This is a genomic window from Sulfitobacter delicatus, assembly GCF_900102535.1.
GTDB classification, from domain to species: Bacteria; Pseudomonadota; Alphaproteobacteria; order Rhodobacterales; family Rhodobacteraceae; genus Sulfitobacter; species Sulfitobacter delicatus.
In genome coordinates this window covers 445,952-461,127 of the sequence record NZ_FNBP01000002.1, presented here as the reverse complement: position 1 = coordinate 461,127, position 15,176 = coordinate 445,952, and the positions used below count along the sequence as shown (strand labels likewise).

Sequence of the window (15,176 nt, the reverse complement as noted above, 5' to 3'; positions counted from 1 at the left end):
GAGACGGCGACGGTGGAGATCCTCTACGAGATCAGCGACGGCAATGGCGGGACCTCCTCGGCCTTGGTCACGGTGACGGTGACCGGCACGAATGATCTCCCAATTGCGTCTACAGATGCCTTTGCCGGTCTCAGGGGGCAGGACGTTGTCGGTAATTTTCTTGATGACAACGGAAACGGTGAGGACAGTGACGTAGATGGCGATCCGCTTTCAGTGTTGCCCGGAGAATATCAAACTAAGGAGGGCGGCACCGTCTTTGTTCAGTCAGACGGTAGCTTCATCTACTCTCCCAGCGACTACTTTGTTGGAGAGGATTGCTTTCAATATACGCTTACAGATGGTGAAGGTGGTTCGGCCACGGGGGATGTCTTTTTCACTATCGACGCTCTCAGTTCAGACTCCGTGGGTACGTCTCAGGATGATCTGATTGTGACGCGGAATGGTATTCAAGAGCTATTTGGCCTCAGTGGGGACGATACTATCCGTTCTGGAAATGGTGACGACATTATTGGCGGCGGAGCTGGTAACGACGAACTTTTCGGGGAGAACGGCGCGGATATTCTGAGTGGTAACAGCGGCAACGATACTCTGGTTGGAGGGCGCGGCGACGATACGCTAATTGGTGGCGAGGGTAGCGACGAGTTCCATTTTGAGCGATCCCACGGAAGCGATCTCGTTTTGGATTTTGAGATTGGGGCCGATCTATTGGTCGTAGGAGAGAACCTCAAAGCCAGCTCTTTTTCTGAACTTTCGTTGACACAAGTGGATGGGGACGCCTTTGTAAACTTCGGCGGGGCCAGCGTCACCTTGACGGGTGTCACTGTCGGCAACCTGACGGAGGATGACTTCCTCTTCCTGTAGCAGCATAAGATTGATGCGCCGCTCGCCCAGAACTGGGCGGCGGCCATTAATCAGCGTGGCATTGTCAGAAGAAAACGCGTGGTGCGCAGGATAAGCGCTGCCATTTTAACGAAGAAGCGCGGTCTCTTAAGGTCATTTATGGCGTACCAAGTTAGGAGGGCAAAAGTGACAGATGGGAAGAAGCTGAAAGCGCCTCAGGGCCAAGGCATGCGCTATTTCGGCCAAATGGTACTTAGCGATTACACCAATAGGCGAACAATGCGGCTACGATGAAGTAAATTTCAGCAACTTGCGTTGCCCGGTAGGCTCAAAACAATACAATCGCGATTGATCAGTCTCCTGCACCGCTTTAGCCCGAATGCCGTCGCTTAAATCCCTAATCTGCACGTAGCCAGCCAGCTGTACTTGACGCTCCCATAGGCATGAAATAGTAGATGGTTTTGCAGCGCGGGCGTTGTGTAATGGTAAGACCTCAGCCTTCCAAGCTGATGATGCGGGTTCGATTCCCGCCGCCCGCTCCAGCACTTCCCATATGACCAACTCTCCGCATCCGAAGCGCCGGATCGCTTGCCAATGGCTTGGTTTCCCCTACGTCACCTTCTATAGGGGCCGTGCCGCTGCGTTGCGCAGGGGCCGCAATCCAAGAAGGACATATCATGCTGAAGCACTTCGCGCCGGGCCTCGCCGGTCTGGCCCTCTCCACCCTTGCCACGCCCTTGGCCGCGCAGGAACCCATGCCCGTCAAAGTCTTCATCGGTGCGATGTTCGAGATTGGCGACAACACCGGCGACCGGGCGGGCGAGCTCCAGCACTGGTACGAGAAATACTGGACCGAAGCCGAGGCCCAAGAGATCCCCGGCGCCTTTTCCGACATGTATTGCAACGACGACGGCGTCTGCGGCTCGGTGCTGGGCATGGGCAAAGTGAACTCCTCGGCCTCTATGCAGGCGATCCTGCTCAACCCTGCTTACGACTTCTCGCAGACCTATTTCATGCTCTCGGGCGTCGCGGGCACCCCGCCGTCTCGCGGGACTATTGGCGACGTGGTCTGGGGCAGCTGGCTTATCGATTATGACCTCGGCCACCGTTGGGCGCCCGAAGAAGGCGAGCCCGACGCGCCGGTCTTCATGCCGCGCGCGGGCTATGAGGACTACCGCCGCTTTGAGCTGAACGAGCAACTGGTGAACTGGGGCGTTTCCCTTTCTGAAAAGGTCGAGATGCAGGACAGCGACGCAGCCCGCCAATACCGCCAGCGCTATCCCGACGAGGCCGCCCAAGCCGCGCCCAGCGTCAAGGTCGGCACCCATATGACCGGCGACACCTTCTTTCACGGGCCGGGCCTGTCGGAAGAGGCGCAGTATATGGCCGAGCTTTACGAAGCCGACGACTATATGATCACCGAAATGGAGGCCGCCGCCATCGCGCTGGTCATCAAACGTCTGCACGGCACCGACCGAATCGCCAGCCTGCGCGGCGCGGTGAACTTTGACCAAGGTCACCCGGATGAAACCACGCTGGAGCACCTCGACCCCGCGCCGGGTGAGACCGCAGGCGGCTTTGCCGAGACGGTGCAGAACATCACCCTCGTCGGCGCGCCCTTGGTTGACCGCATCGTCGCCGATTGGGACGTATGGAAAGACGGCGTGCCCGCACTTCCCGCCGAATAAACGATACGACCCCTGCGGCGCTGGCATAAGCGCCGCAGGGCAGGGCGGCAGATTGTCCCTAAGGGCCAGTCCTGCTTGACCCCGCCCCATGCCCGCGCCATGACCTTTGTCGAAAGACAAAGGAACGCCCATGGCCCGCACGCCCACACCTGCACCGACTGCCAAAGACGAACGCGAGAAATCGCGGCGGATCGGGGCGCTTGCGGCGCTCATGCCCTTCATGCGGCCCTACCGGTTGCTGATGGCGGCCGCAGGCGCGGCGCTGGTGCTGACGGCGATGATCTCGCTCACGTTGCCTTTGGCCGTGCGTCGGGTGATCGACAATTTCAGCGCCGACGAAGCCGCATTGCTCGACCAGTATTTCCTCGCCGCGCTGATCATCGCCGGGCTGCTCGCCGTGGGCACCGGGCTGCGCTATGCGCTGGTGACACGTCTAGGCGAGCGGGTCGTGGCCGACATCCGCCGTGCGGTATTTGATCGCGTGATCGGCATGAGCCCGGCGTTCTACGAGCGCATCATGACCGGCGAAGTCCTGAGCCGCATCACCACCGACACCACGTTGATCCTTTCGGTGATCGGCTCTTCGGTCTCCATCGCCCTGCGCAATGTGCTGATCTTCACCGGTGGTCTGGGGCTGATGCTGCTGACCTCGGCCAAGCTGACCGGGCTGGTGCTGCTGATCGTGCCCGCTGTGATCATCCCGATCCTGACACTGGGCCGCCGCCTGCGCGGGCTGAGCCGCGAGAACCAAGACTGGATCGCTGCAAGCTCGGGCAACGCCTCCGAATCGCTGACAGCCGTGCAAACGGTCCAAGCCTTTACCCATGAAACCGCCAGCCGCGGCCAGTTCGCGCAGATGACCGAAGCCTCCTTTGACGCAGCCCAACGCCGGATCAAGACCCGCGCCGCGATGACCGTGATCGTGATCTTTCTGGTCTTCACCGGCGTGGTCGGCGTGCTCTGGATCGGCGCGCGCGACGTGCGGGCCGATGCGATGAGCGCGGGCGCGTTGGTGCAATTCGTGATCTATGCCGTCATGGTCGCCGGGGCCGTCGCAGCGCTCTCGGAAATCTGGAGCGAGTTGCAACGCGCTGCGGGTGCCACCGAGCGTCTGATCGACTTGCTGCAAGCGCAGGACACGGTCAAAGACCCGGCCCCCGAGACTGCGCAAACGCTGCCTGAAAAGGTCGCCGGACACATTGCCTTTGAAAACGTCCAGTTCACCTATCCCGCGCGGCCCGATGTGGCCGCACTTGACGGCATCGACCTCGACATCCGCCCCGGCGAAACCGTGGCCTTCGTCGGCCCCTCGGGCGCGGGCAAGACCACCATCATCCAGTTGATCCTGCGCTTTTATGACCCCGCCTCTGGCCGCATCACCCTCGACGGGGTCGACCTGCGCGACATGGCCCGCGACCACTTCCGCCGCGCCGTGGCGCTGGTGCCGCAAGACCCGGTGATCTTTGCCGCCACGGCCTCGGAAAACATCCGCTTTGGGCGGCCTGATGCCACAGATGCCGAAGTCGAAGAAGCCGCCCGCGCCGCCGCGGCGCATGAGTTCATCACCGCGCTACCCGAAAGCTATGACAGCTATCTCGGCGAACGCGGTGTGATGCTCTCGGGCGGGCAAAAGCAACGCATCGCCATCGCCCGCGCCATCCTGCGCGACGCGCCCGTGCTGCTGCTGGACGAGGCCACCAGCGCGCTGGATTCCGAAAGCGAAGGGCTGGTGCAAGCCGCCGTGGACCGTCTCAGCGCCGACCGCACCACGCTGATCGTGGCGCACCGTCTGGCGACGGTGAAAATGGCCGACCGCATCGTCGTCATGGAAGCCGGGCGCATCGCCGCCATCGGCACCCATGACGAATTGGTTGCCAGCGATGGTCTCTACGCCCGTCTGGCGCGGCTTCAGTTCACCGATGGGGCCGTCGCCGCATAGCGCCAGCCCACTGGCGCAACGTCACCCCCGTTAACGTAGCGTTTCCTGCTGCCGATTGCTTGCGAAACCGCGCGTTTCGCCGCAGTCTGGCAACAGGAGAACAAGCCGGCATACCGGCAACAGGGGAGGAGACCTAATGACATTCGCCGGGATCGAGGACCGCAACGCCATCGCGGCGGAAATGCCGTGGGAAGACCGCGATATCGCCAAGACGCTCTATGGCATGCTCAGCAACACCGCTGGGAAGTTTCCCAACAACAACGCCGTCAGCTACCAGATTTTCTCTGGCCCGAAGGACAAGGCCGAGACGCTCAGCTGGAAAGAGCTGCATGGCCGCGTGACACAGGCCGCGAACCTGTTCCGCAGCCTGGGCATCGGGGAAAAAGACGTCGTGGCCTATGTGCTGCCGAACTGTAACGAGACCACGATCACCTTGCTGGGTGGTGCCGTGGCGGGGATCGTCAGCCCGATCAACCCGCTGCTGGACGCCGAGCAAATCGGCGCGATCCTGCGCGAAGTGGGGGCGTCTGTCGTCGTCACCCTGCGGCCTTTCCCCAAGACGGATGTGGCCCAGAAAACCGCCGAAGCGGTCAAGCTCGCGCCCAACGTCCATACGGTGCTTGAGGTCGACCTCGTCCGCTACCTGACCCCGCCCAAAAGCTGGATCGTGCCCCTGGTGCGGCCCAAAGGGCTGGCCGAGAACCAGGCGACCTACAAAAACTTCAACGCCGAGATCGCCAAGCAGAGCACCACGCTGGACTTCGAAGACGTCCAAGAAGACCGCGTCGCCTGCTATTTCCACACGGGCGGCACAACCGGCATGCCGAAGGTGGCGCAGCACAAGTATTCCGGGCTGATCTACAACGGCTGGCTCGGCCATCGCCTGCTCTTTGGCGAAAACGACAACATTATGTGTCCGCTGCCGCTGTTCCACGTTTTTGCCTGCCACGTGATCCTGATGGCCGCCGTGGCCTCCGGCGCACATGTGGTCTTCCCCACGCCGCAGGGCTACCGGGGCGACGGGGTGTTCGACAACTTCTGGAAGCTGGTCGAGCGCTGGAAGATCACCTTTATCATCACCGTACCGACAGCCATTTCGGCCAAGATGCAGCGGCCCATTGATGCGGACGTGAGCACCGTGAAAACCGCCTTCTCAGGCTCCGCACCGCTGCCGCTGGAACTCTTCCGCCGCTTTGAGAAGGCCACAGGCGTCACGCTGGTCGAAGGCTACGGCCTGACCGAGGCGACCTGTCTGGTGTCCTGTAACCCGACGGACGGCATTAAAAAGGTCGGCTCCATCGGCATCGCTTTTCCCTATACCGACGTGCGCATCATCAAGAACACGCCGGACGGTCCGATCGACGCCGATGTGGATGAGATTGGCGAAATCTGCGTGTCGAACCCCGGCGTCTTTGCGGGCCATACCTATGTCGAGGAAGAGAAGAACAAAGACCTCTTCTACCACGGCAAATACCTGCGCACAGGCGATCTGGGCCGGATCGACGGCGACGGCTATATCTGGATCACGGGCCGCGCCAAGGACCTGATCATTCGTGGCGGTCACAACATTGACCCGGCGGAGATCGAAGAGGCGCTGCTGGGCCATGAAGCCGTGGCCTTCGCTGGCGCCATCGGCCAGCCTGACGCCCATGCGGGCGAGGTGCCCTGCGCCTTTGTCGAACTGGTCGACGGCGGCGAGACGAGCGAGGAAGAACTGTTGGCGTTTGTGCGCGAGAAGGTGACGGAACGCGCGGCGCAGCCAAAGCATCTTACGATCATGGATGAACTGCCCAAAACCGCGGTGGGCAAGATTTTCAAACCCGATCTGCGTAAAAATGCGATCACCCGGATTTATAACGGCAGTCTGGAAAAAGCCGATTGCGCCGCACGGGTGACCGAGGTGACCGACGACAAGAAGCGCGGTCTGGTGGCACAGGTGACGATGAACGGTGCCAGCCACGAGGAAGTCGGCAAAGTGCTCAGCGTCTATACCCGCCCATGGGAGCCTGCGACGGCCTAAGCTTTCTCGACGATGTAGAAGACCAGAACCGTCGGCCGAAAGGCCGGCGGTTTTGCATTTCCGCCGCGCAGTTTGGTGCGGCGGGCGGCACCGTCCTTAGAGGGCGATAAATCCTGAATGTCTGGCGCTGTGCCTCGCCGCGCACCCCAATTCCGCCTGCCGAAACCCCGCAAAGTCACCCTCTACGGGGAGGGCGGTCGGTGCCCAATCCGCTACCGTATGGGGCGTTTCAAAGGCCCCCATTTGCCCCGACAAAACCCGTCAATTTTTCGCAAAGCGCTTATTTAGAAGGCTTTCTTGACCAAAGGGAAAGCAAGATCGCGCCCTTCGCTGAGAACATAGCGCCTATGCGCATTTGGCAGTTTAAAACCTCCCAGGGGCGGACTAACTCTGCATTGCAGCATTGATGTTGCACCGCAGCATTCTGAAAGGAGCCGCACCATGTCGATGGCACTTACACAAGACCGCAGCGCGCCTCTGGGCGCATTTAAGGGGCCGCGCAGCCGCTTTGCGTCGTTCTGGACAGCCACGACGAAGGCTTGGGCCCGCCACGCGTCCTACCGACGCACCCTGTCCGAGCTCCGGGCGCTCAGCGACCGCGAATTGGCCGACTTTGGCGTCGTACGCTGTGACATCCGTCGCCTCGCCCGCGAAGAACTTTTGAAGGACTGAACCGATGAAACTGACACATACCCTTACCGCCGCCTCCCATAGCGCCCCCCTGCGGGACGTTCTTTCCAATGTATCGGCCACCGCCGGCACTTTGGGCACCAAGCTCCGCGCAGGTTTCGCCGCTGGCGTGACCCAGATGCAAATCTCGCGCATGCAGTCGGTGCTGAACGGAATGACCGACGAGCAACTGGCCTCCGCCGGGATCGCGCGTGACGACATCCCCCAGCACGCCCGCGCGCTGGTCACCGAAGAATACGACGGTCTGTAAGCCCCGACTTATGACCGCAAGAGATCAATGGCGCGCCTGATCGCGCCATTGTCAGGGGTCGGACGCCCACCTCCTCCCGGGCTGCTCTGACGCCGCATATTAACGGTCCACCTCCTCCCGGACCCGTTATACCGGCCGGCAAGCTTACCTCCTCCCAAGCTTGCCGGCCCATGCTTTTCTGACAGATGGGGGCCTGCCTGCCGCGACGGACATCGGGGGAGGGTGTCTGCCTCCCCCGCACCCCCTCCGAAAGTATTTTTGGCCAAAAAGAGTTAGGGGGCCGCGCTGTCGAGCCAAAGAGTGACCGGGCCATCGTTGGTCAAGGCGACCGACATGTCCGCGCCGAAGCGGCCCGTTTCTACTGGGATGCCGAGTGCGCTGAGATGTTGGGCAAACTTTTTATAAAGTGCCTCTGCCATTTCGGGCTTTGCCGCGCCGGAGAAGCCGGGTCGATTGCCGCGGGAGGTGTCGGCGGCGAGGGTGAACTGGCTGACCACCAGGGCCGCGCCGCCGGTTTGGGTGAGGCTTAGGTTCATCTTGCCCGCGTTATCTTTGAACAGGCGTAGTTTAGACACTTTGAGCGCCAGTTTTTCGGCGGTCTCGGAGGTGTCTTCGGGCATGGCACAGACGAGGATTAACAGGCCCGGGCCGATCTTTCCGACAATATCTTCTTCGACCGTGACCGAAGCTTCGGTCACCCGTTGCAAAAGCGCGCGCATTTCAGTCCTTCCAGTCGATGATCGTTTCGGGCGCGGCCCGTTCGGTGCGGAACTTATTGGCCGGATGCTCGATATCTGGCAGGCCAAAGGAGATTGCGCAGAGGACCAGCCGGTCGGCGGGCAGGTCCAGATGGTCGCGCACCAGCGGGGCGTAGGAGGCGATGGCGGCTTGCGGGATGCTCGCGATGCCGAGGGCGGTGGCGGCGAGTGTGAAGGCCGACACAAAACCGCCGCAGTCCATCGCGCCATAGGGGCCAAGTTCAGCGGGAGAGGTCACGATGGCCACATGGGGCGCGTCGAAGAGCGCGAAGTTGCGCAACATCTGCGCTTTGCGGGCGGCGCGGTCGGATTTGGCGATGCCGACGGCGTCATAAAGCTGGAAGCCGCAGCTGCGGCGGCGCTCGGCATAGGCGCCAGAATAGCCTGTGGGCCATGGCAGGTCCGGCTCGACCGGGGCATCGCTGTTTGCCGCGTCGAGCAGGGCCGCGCGGAACCGTTCGGTGGCCTCGCCCCGCGTGATGGTGAGTTGCCAAGGCTGCGCGTTGCACCACGAGGGCACATGGCGGGCGGCGCTGACGATCTGGGTGATCGTGGCCTCTGGCAGCGGATCAGGCCGGAAGGCGCGGCAGGAGTAGCGGGCGCGCAGGAGGTCTGAGAAGGCGTCGAAGGTTTCGGTCATTGCTGCTGTGCCACAAAATAGCCGACGATGGCGGCGGCGATCAGCCCTAGCACCACGGCGATGGTGATCTTGATCGCGGAATAGGGGCGTTCGCCCTGCACCTTGCCAGAGTGGCCATTGACGACGAAACGGTAGGTCTTGCCGCGGTATTTATAGGCCGCGAGCCAGACCGGCAGCAGGATATGTTTGAAGGTCACATCGCTCACCTGCGTCTGGATGTCATGCACCCGCTGGCGGTCGCCGCCGATGTCGAATTTCACGTCGCGCTCGATCACCCGGTCCATATGGGCGCGGGCTTGGGTAAAGCCTTCTTCCAATGACACGCCATAAGCCTCGGCCCTGAACCCGGCGAGGTATTCCGGCGCATAGGGTTCCAGCGACGACAGGTCCCAAGGGTGCAACGCGTCGGTGTGTTTCTTGGGCAGGGAGCGTGAGGCCAGCACCAGCACATCGTCAAAGAAGCGCGCCACCCGGCCCGAGGCACTGCGCCAGCGCACTTTCGGCACCTGTTGCCGCACCCGCTTGCCGTTGCGCATGACCGTTTGGGTCACGTAATAGACCGTGCCCCGCTCGCCGCGATAGCTGGAGGCCGTCCGCGCGTCATAGGTCCAGTAGGGTACGTAAATTCCCTGCATTTTCCGCCCCTTGCGGGCATATTGTTGCAGGCCATTGGGCGCGAACCAGAGGCTGCCGAGCCAGTCTTTCATTGCACCGCGCGCGCTTTCTTCGGATTGGGCAAAGGGCAGCACGGCGCGGGGTTTGATGTGGCGGTTGGTGCCGGTGTCGATCACGATGGGCGTGGCGCAGAAGGGACATTCGGTGGCGTGTTTGCCGGGCTCGAACTCCACCTGCGCCGCGCAGTTGGGGCAGGTGGTGACGCGGGTCTCTTCCATCTCGGCGGCGGGCAGGGCGGCTTGCAGCCCGGCGCGGAAATCTTGCTCGGCGATGGCCGAAGCGTGGCGTCCGGTCCCGTCGATCGGCTCGACATTGCCGCAATGGTCGCAGACCAGCAGCGTCTGCGCGGGGTCAAAGCGCATGTCCGACCCGCAGGTGTCACAGGGGAAACGGTGTTCTTCGAGCGGGGCTGCGGGGGGCTGGTCGATGGGGGGCATGGCGGTGGCTTTGCTAGGGCAATCGGAGCCGAGCCTAGCGGCGATGCGCGGTGCGGGCCAGACCTGTGCTCACAAAAACCGGTGCAAGATTTTGGGGGCCATGATCCTCAGCGCGTTGTCACGCAGATGAAGGTGTCGCCAGAGTGAAACAGCCCATGCGCTCCGGCGAGGGCGGCCAGAAGGTAGAACTCAAAGATGTGGACCTTGCCGACCAGATCATGGGCGCGGGGCAGGTCGAGCGGTGGGGCCACCGGCAGGATGCCCCCGGCCATGAACAGGCGCGGCGCGGTGAGGCCCAAGAGGAACCCGGTCAGCGCGACCCCGAACAGCCCCCAGATCAGCGCGCGGTGCATTCCTTGGTGCACGCGCCGCGCCCAGGGTGGCAGTTTTGGTCCCGGACGGCTGGCTAGACCGCGGCGCAGGTAGTCGGCGGTCCAGAGCAGGCAGGCCGTGACGAAGACCAGCCCGAGGAGGGAGTGAATGCGAAAGGCCGCTTGGCCAAAGGGCAGTACATCGGCGGGGGTGACGAGGATGAACCAGATCAGCAGCGGCACCATCGACCAATGCAGCGCCTTTAGGGCGCTGCGGCGGTGGGGGAATTTGAAACGCGCGGTCATAGGGCAGACACGCGCAACCGGGGGCGAGAGTTTCGCGCCCCGCGAAATGTCACGGCGCAGGGGGCGGCGGGGGTGGCGGCATGACGGTAAAGAGCTGCGCAAGCTCTGCCACATCCTCGGCCCGCTGCCAGCCATCTTGGCCCGGCGTCCAGACCATGCTGTCGCGGCCAAGGTTGCCTTCGCTCGCCTTGCGTCCCATCGCGGCTTTGGAAAACGGGCCTGAGGTCGCGCCGTTTTCGGCGATGTGCCAGACCTTTTCCACCGGCGGGGGCGGTGGCGCTACCGGCGCTGCCGTCGCGGCAGGGCGCGCGCCCCAAGGCCCAGCCTGCGCGGTGGCGGCCTGCGCCATGCTCATGCCCAAGCCCGCGCCGAGGCCGGTTTGCATCGCAGCACCCCCCGCTCCATCGCGGCCAAGCGCTTCGGCGGCTTGGAACTGCATGTATTCATTGAGATTTCCAACCACACCCATTGAGGTGCGCTTGTCCATCACCGCCTCGACCGCAGGCGGCAGGGAGATGTTCTCGATATAAAGCTCCGGCATCGCCAGACCGTATTCCGCGATCTGGGCTTCGATTTCCTTGCCGACCAACTGACCCAACTCACGTGTGTTCGCCGCCATGTCGAGCACCGGAATGCCCGAGCTTGCCAAGGTGCGGGAAAACGCCTGCACGATGATGTTGCGGATCTGGAAAGAGATCTCGTCCATCGTAAACTCGCCATCTGTCCCGACAATCTCGGTCAGGAAACGCGCAGGGTCGCTGACGCGCACCGAATAGGTGCCAAAGGCGCGCAGACGCACCGGGCCGAACTCAGGGTCGCGGGCGATGATCGGGTTCTTGGTGCCCCATTTCAGGTCGTTAAACCGGGTCGTGTTGACGAAATAGATCTCGGACTTGAACGGGCTCTTGAAGCCATGGTCCCAATGCTGCAGCGAGGTCATGATCGGCATGTTATTGGTCTCGAGCATATAGAGACCGGGGGTGAAGACATCCGCCAGCTGCCCTTCATGCACAAAGACCGCCGCTTGCCCTTCGCGCACCGTCAGCTTGGCACCGTATTTGATCTCATGACCCTCACGCTCAAAGCGCCAGACCATCGTGTCGCGGGTCTCGTCCGTCCAGTGAATGACGTCGATGAACTGGCCGGAGAGGAAATCGAAAATGCCCATGAGAATGGTCCTTCTGTCGGTAAGGCTAAAGGGTGCGCTACAAGGGCCCGTCCGTCAACTCGCGGGCGATGATGCGGGTGCGGGGATTGACCTCGTCTGCTGTCATGCCGGGGCGCAAGCGGGGATCGTAGAGCATCTTGAGCAGCAGCTCGTCCTGATCCGTCAGCAGCGCGAATTCGTCGTCATCGTTAAAGATCGAGGGCCGTGCGGCGGGGTAGTCATTGGCCAGCCCCAAGCCTTGCGCCAGTTCCTCATGGATACAGGACAGCCGCAGCAAGCCCGGGTTTTCCGAGCGGATCACGGCCACGGCGGCGGTATAGACATTGGGGTTGCTCCCCGCAGCATAGGCGGCCACGGCGCAGTAAGTGTCGCGGCGCATGTTGCGCATGGCCCGCAACGAAGACGCGCTGACCCCGGGGACCTGCTGCGCGGCCTGTGCGAGTGTTTCGACACGGTCATCTTCCGAAGCCACGATCACCATGAAATTCGGAATGCCGGTGGTCGAGATCGGATGGCCGGTGATGCGTGCCAAGCGACGGGCATAGGCTTCGATATTGATCGTGTCGGTGCGGCGTTGCGAGGGGGTAACCGACTCGCCAAACAGGATGCCCATGCGAATGGGGGATTCCCAGCGGCGCAGGGGGCTTTGGCCGCCACGTCCGGCGAAATTGCCGTCATATTCGTTATAAAGCGCAATCTGCTCGAAATTGCGCGCCAGCATGTCAGCGGTGAAAGGCGTGTCTTCCCCGCCGCCATCACGGCGCAAAAGCCCTTGTTCCAACTGCGCCTTTTCCACCTGATGCAGATAGCTGCGCAGCATCGCGCTTTTCTGCGAGGTGGGGCGGGCAACCTGCGGCGGGCGCGGGGCCGGTGCCTCGGGCCGCGCCTGTGGTTTGGCGACGCTTTGGGGCGTTCTCGGCGGGTCGACACAGGCCGACAGCGCCAGCCCTAAGGCCAGCACAATACCGCTCTGCAGAGGACGCTGCAGACGTCTAAACACTTCCGCTTTCTTCACCAGAACCTCAGTTTGGGACTGCACCGCCGGTGGCATCGCCTAGCCCGGTCTCTCGGGCCTTGGCCGAGGCCAGCGTATCGCGCAGACGGGTTTCCATCTCTTGCAACTCTTGCTCGGCAGCAGCGCGTTTGGCTTTGCCTTCGTCGGCAATTTGCAGCGATTCTTCGATGGTGCCAATCAGATCTTCGTTGGCCTGTTTCACGGCCTCAATATCAAAGACCCCGCGCTCCATTTCCTGACGGATCACCTTGTTGCTGTCGCGCAGGTTCTTGGCGTTGGAGGTCAGCAATTCATTGGTCAGGTCATTGGCCTCACGCACCGCATTCGCCGCCTCAGAGCTGCGCTGAATGGTGACCGCCTGCGCCAGTTGGGTTTCCCACAGCGGCACGGTGTTGACCAAGGTCGAGTTGATCTTGGTCACAAGGCTTTTGTCGTTCTCCTGCACCAGCCGGATCGAGGGCAGGGACTGCATGGTGACCTGCCGCGTGAGCTTAAGGTCATGCACCCGGCGTTCCAGATCATCGCGGGCGGCGCGCAGGTCGCGCAGCTCCTGCGCCATCATCACCTGATTCTCATCCTTGGCTTTGTCGAGCGCAGTCTGTTTGGCGGGGATCGTCTTATGATCCAACTCGGTGATCTTGGCCTCACCTGCCGCGATATAGAGCGCCAGTTCATCGTAGAATTGCAGCGTCTTTTCATAGAGCAGGTCGAGCGATTTAATGTCTTTCAGCAGCGTGTGTTCATGGCCGAGCAGATTGTCGGTGATCCGGTCGATCTGGCTTTGCACTTCCTCAAAGCGCGCGGTGAACTTGGCGAAAGGCGTGGCGCGGCCCAGCAATTTTTCCCACCAGCTTTGCTTGCGCCGCACGTCCAGTTCCGACACCGAGAAGCCCCGGATCGCGCTGACCATCGACCGCAGACTGTCGCCCGCCGGGCCCACGTCCTTGTTGCGCACGTCGGCGAGCATCGACTGGCTGATCTCTTGCAATTCCGATTGCGCGGCAGAGCCGAAGCTGACGATCGACTGCGTGTCGGTCACGTCAATCTCGGCCATGCGTTTTTCGATCTCGATGCTTTGAGTCGGGTCGGCCTTGGCCAAGGGCACGATGGCATTGGCATCCGATGGCTCGGGCAAAATGTGGGCGTTAACTTCTTCGACGAGCCCTTGAGACTGGGCAGCTTTTTCGCGGACGGCTTCGGTCATCAAATATCTTCCTTAGAATTGGCAGGGGCGGGTTGTTCCAACCGGACCCCCTCGCGGGAGAGACGCGCGCGCAGCACGTCGATTTCGACATTCAGATCGCTGCGGTCATCCAGCAGGGATTTCGCCGTGCGGGCGGCGAAATTCTCGTCCAGATCGTCCAGCAGCGCGAGGTAATCGTCGCGGGCTTTTTCATCGCGGTTGCGGGCGTATAGGTCAGCAAACTTCACCGTCGCATCATGCGCGCCGCGCAGGTAGACGACAAGGTATTTGCGCGCGGCGGTCAGATCGCGGGGGTCTTCCTCAACCGTGCGGATCAGTGTGCGGGCGGTGTCTTGGAATTCGGCCAGCCGTGCTTCGGCGCGCCGGTCGCCTGCGCGTTTGATCGCGCTGCCCATGCTGGCGAGCAGTTTTTCGGCCTCATCCACCACACGAGCGACGCGGTCCTGCTGGAAAGTATCGACGCCTTCCATCCCTTTGTTTTTCAACGGATCAATGCCAAATGCGGCGAGGTGCAACCCGCCTGCGGTAAGGCCAAAGAGCACCGGGGCCACGACGCCCGGCTCGGAGCTATAGGCCGCGACGGCAGCGCCCAGTCCCGCCAGCAGTGCCGCGAAAATCTTGCGCGGGAAGGTCGGGCGGCGGGCGACTTTGCGGTCGTGGTATTCGGCTTCGGCGAGCAGACCTTCGCGCAGCAGCCAGACGCCGGAGGCCAGCAGAAAGGCGCCGATCAGCCCCAGCACCAGCGTGCTGGCACCCCCGGTGAAGGAGGTCACAGCCAGCACCACAGGCGGCAGGAACAAGAGGTTCACCCGCCCGCCAACCGGATTGACGCGCAACTTTGGCCGGGGGCGTGGCGTGTCGCCGGGCGTGTTTTTGGGGTCGGGGCTATACTGCCCACCAAACCGTTGCGCCATGGCTTAAAGCCCTCCCAGCAGGCCGCTGGTCACGCCCAAGAGCACAAGAAGCAGCGCCACATAGGCGATTTTCTGAAAGCTGGTCGGTGCCATGACATTCCCCCTTTTGCTGCCCCAGATTGGGCGCAACGCCGCATCGGCGCTGTCGGCTGCGCGGCCTAAAGCCGAGACTACTGCGAGGATGATAACGGCGAGCGCGGCGAAGACCAACAAAAACAGCAATATACGTGCCAAATCGGCGCTCCTATTCCGGCGGTTTCACGCCGGAAGGCTCCGGCAGTGCTGACCCAACGCGGCGCTGCGCTGCGGCGTTCCGAAAGG

The 15,176-nt window shown here is 62.3% G+C and carries 15 protein-coding genes and 1 tRNA gene; 7 read left to right on the top strand and 9 right to left on the bottom strand.

Annotated features, from left to right (window positions below):
• The 7 genes from BLS57_RS05485 to BLS57_RS05455 all read left to right on the top strand — a co-directional run.
• The coding region (locus BLS57_RS05485; RefSeq protein WP_208597520.1) for an Ig-like domain-containing protein at window positions 1-861 on the top strand (861 nt) is incomplete at its 5' end.
• Between the two features lie 447 nt (window positions 862-1,308).
• Window positions 1,309-1,382: transfer RNA gene (locus BLS57_RS05480), tRNA-Gly, on the top strand.
• A gap of 135 nt (window positions 1,383-1,517) precedes the next feature.
• Window positions 1,518-2,528 carry a purine-nucleoside phosphorylase gene (locus BLS57_RS05475; RefSeq protein WP_093739951.1) on the top strand — a complete coding sequence of 337 codons (1,011 nt, stop codon included), beginning with the start codon at window positions 1,518-1,520 and terminating at the stop codon, window positions 2,526-2,528.
• A 130-nt stretch (window positions 2,529-2,658) separates the two neighbouring features.
• Window positions 2,659-4,467 (top strand): ABC transporter transmembrane domain-containing protein, encoded by a 1,809-nt coding sequence (locus BLS57_RS05470; protein ID WP_093739949.1) that lies wholly within the window; start codon window positions 2,659-2,661, stop codon window positions 4,465-4,467.
• A gap of 136 nt (window positions 4,468-4,603) precedes the next feature.
• A complete protein-coding gene (locus BLS57_RS05465) occupies window positions 4,604-6,487 on the top strand; it encodes an acyl-CoA synthetase (RefSeq protein ID WP_093739947.1) in 1,884 nt (627 codons plus the stop codon).
• A 441-nt stretch (window positions 6,488-6,928) separates the two neighbouring features.
• On the top strand, window positions 6,929-7,159 hold the full coding sequence (locus BLS57_RS05460; protein ID WP_093739945.1) for a DUF1127 domain-containing protein: 231 nt from the start codon (window positions 6,929-6,931) through the stop codon (window positions 7,157-7,159).
• A gap of 4 nt (window positions 7,160-7,163) precedes the next feature.
• On the top strand, window positions 7,164-7,427 hold the full coding sequence (locus tag BLS57_RS05455) for a hypothetical protein (RefSeq protein ID WP_093739943.1): 264 nt from the start codon (window positions 7,164-7,166) through the stop codon (window positions 7,425-7,427).
• Window positions 7,428-7,699: 272 nt separating this feature from the next.
• On the opposite strand, the gene dtd is transcribed toward BLS57_RS05455, so the two are convergent.
• From dtd to BLS57_RS05410, 9 genes are all read right to left on the bottom strand, one after another.
• Entirely contained in the window at window positions 7,700-8,146 is a 447-nt protein-coding gene (dtd, locus tag BLS57_RS05450; protein ID WP_093739941.1) for a D-aminoacyl-tRNA deacylase, read from the bottom strand.
• Window position 8,147: 1 nt separating this feature from the next.
• Window positions 8,148-8,825 (bottom strand): nitroreductase, encoded by a 678-nt coding sequence (locus BLS57_RS05445; RefSeq protein WP_093739939.1) that lies wholly within the window; start codon window positions 8,823-8,825, stop codon window positions 8,148-8,150.
• Window positions 8,822-9,937: a TFIIB-type zinc finger domain-containing protein gene (locus tag BLS57_RS05440; protein WP_093739937.1), complete on the bottom strand. Its 1,116-nt coding sequence runs from the start codon at window positions 9,935-9,937 to the stop codon at window positions 8,822-8,824. The genes BLS57_RS05445 and BLS57_RS05440 overlap by 4 nt, the downstream gene beginning before the upstream one ends.
• Window positions 9,938-10,044: 107 nt before the next feature.
• The gene (locus tag BLS57_RS05435; RefSeq protein WP_244153605.1) at window positions 10,045-10,554 is read right to left on the bottom strand and encodes a cytochrome B; all 510 of its coding nucleotides are present in this window, start codon (window positions 10,552-10,554) and stop codon (window positions 10,045-10,047) included.
• A gap of 49 nt (window positions 10,555-10,603) precedes the next feature.
• Window positions 10,604-11,722 (bottom strand): SPFH domain-containing protein, encoded by a 1,119-nt coding sequence (locus BLS57_RS05430; protein ID WP_093739935.1) that lies wholly within the window; start codon window positions 11,720-11,722, stop codon window positions 10,604-10,606.
• 37 nt (window positions 11,723-11,759) lie between these two features.
• Window positions 11,760-12,737: a DUF2927 domain-containing protein gene (locus BLS57_RS05425; RefSeq protein WP_244153604.1), complete on the bottom strand. Its 978-nt coding sequence runs from the start codon at window positions 12,735-12,737 to the stop codon at window positions 11,760-11,762.
• A gap of 7 nt (window positions 12,738-12,744) precedes the next feature.
• Entirely contained in the window at window positions 12,745-13,941 is a 1,197-nt protein-coding gene (locus BLS57_RS05420) for a toxic anion resistance protein (protein WP_093739931.1), read from the bottom strand.
• The gene (locus BLS57_RS05415; RefSeq protein ID WP_093739929.1) at window positions 13,941-14,855 is read right to left on the bottom strand and encodes a 5-bromo-4-chloroindolyl phosphate hydrolysis family protein; all 915 of its coding nucleotides are present in this window, start codon (window positions 14,853-14,855) and stop codon (window positions 13,941-13,943) included. Before BLS57_RS05415 ends, BLS57_RS05420 begins: the two co-directional genes overlap by 1 nt.
• Window positions 14,856-14,858: 3 nt before the next feature.
• Window positions 14,859-15,089 carry a hypothetical protein gene (locus BLS57_RS05410; protein WP_244153603.1) on the bottom strand — a complete coding sequence of 77 codons (231 nt, stop codon included), beginning with the start codon at window positions 15,087-15,089 and terminating at the stop codon, window positions 14,859-14,861.
• Window positions 15,090-15,176: the final 87 nt, after the last annotated feature.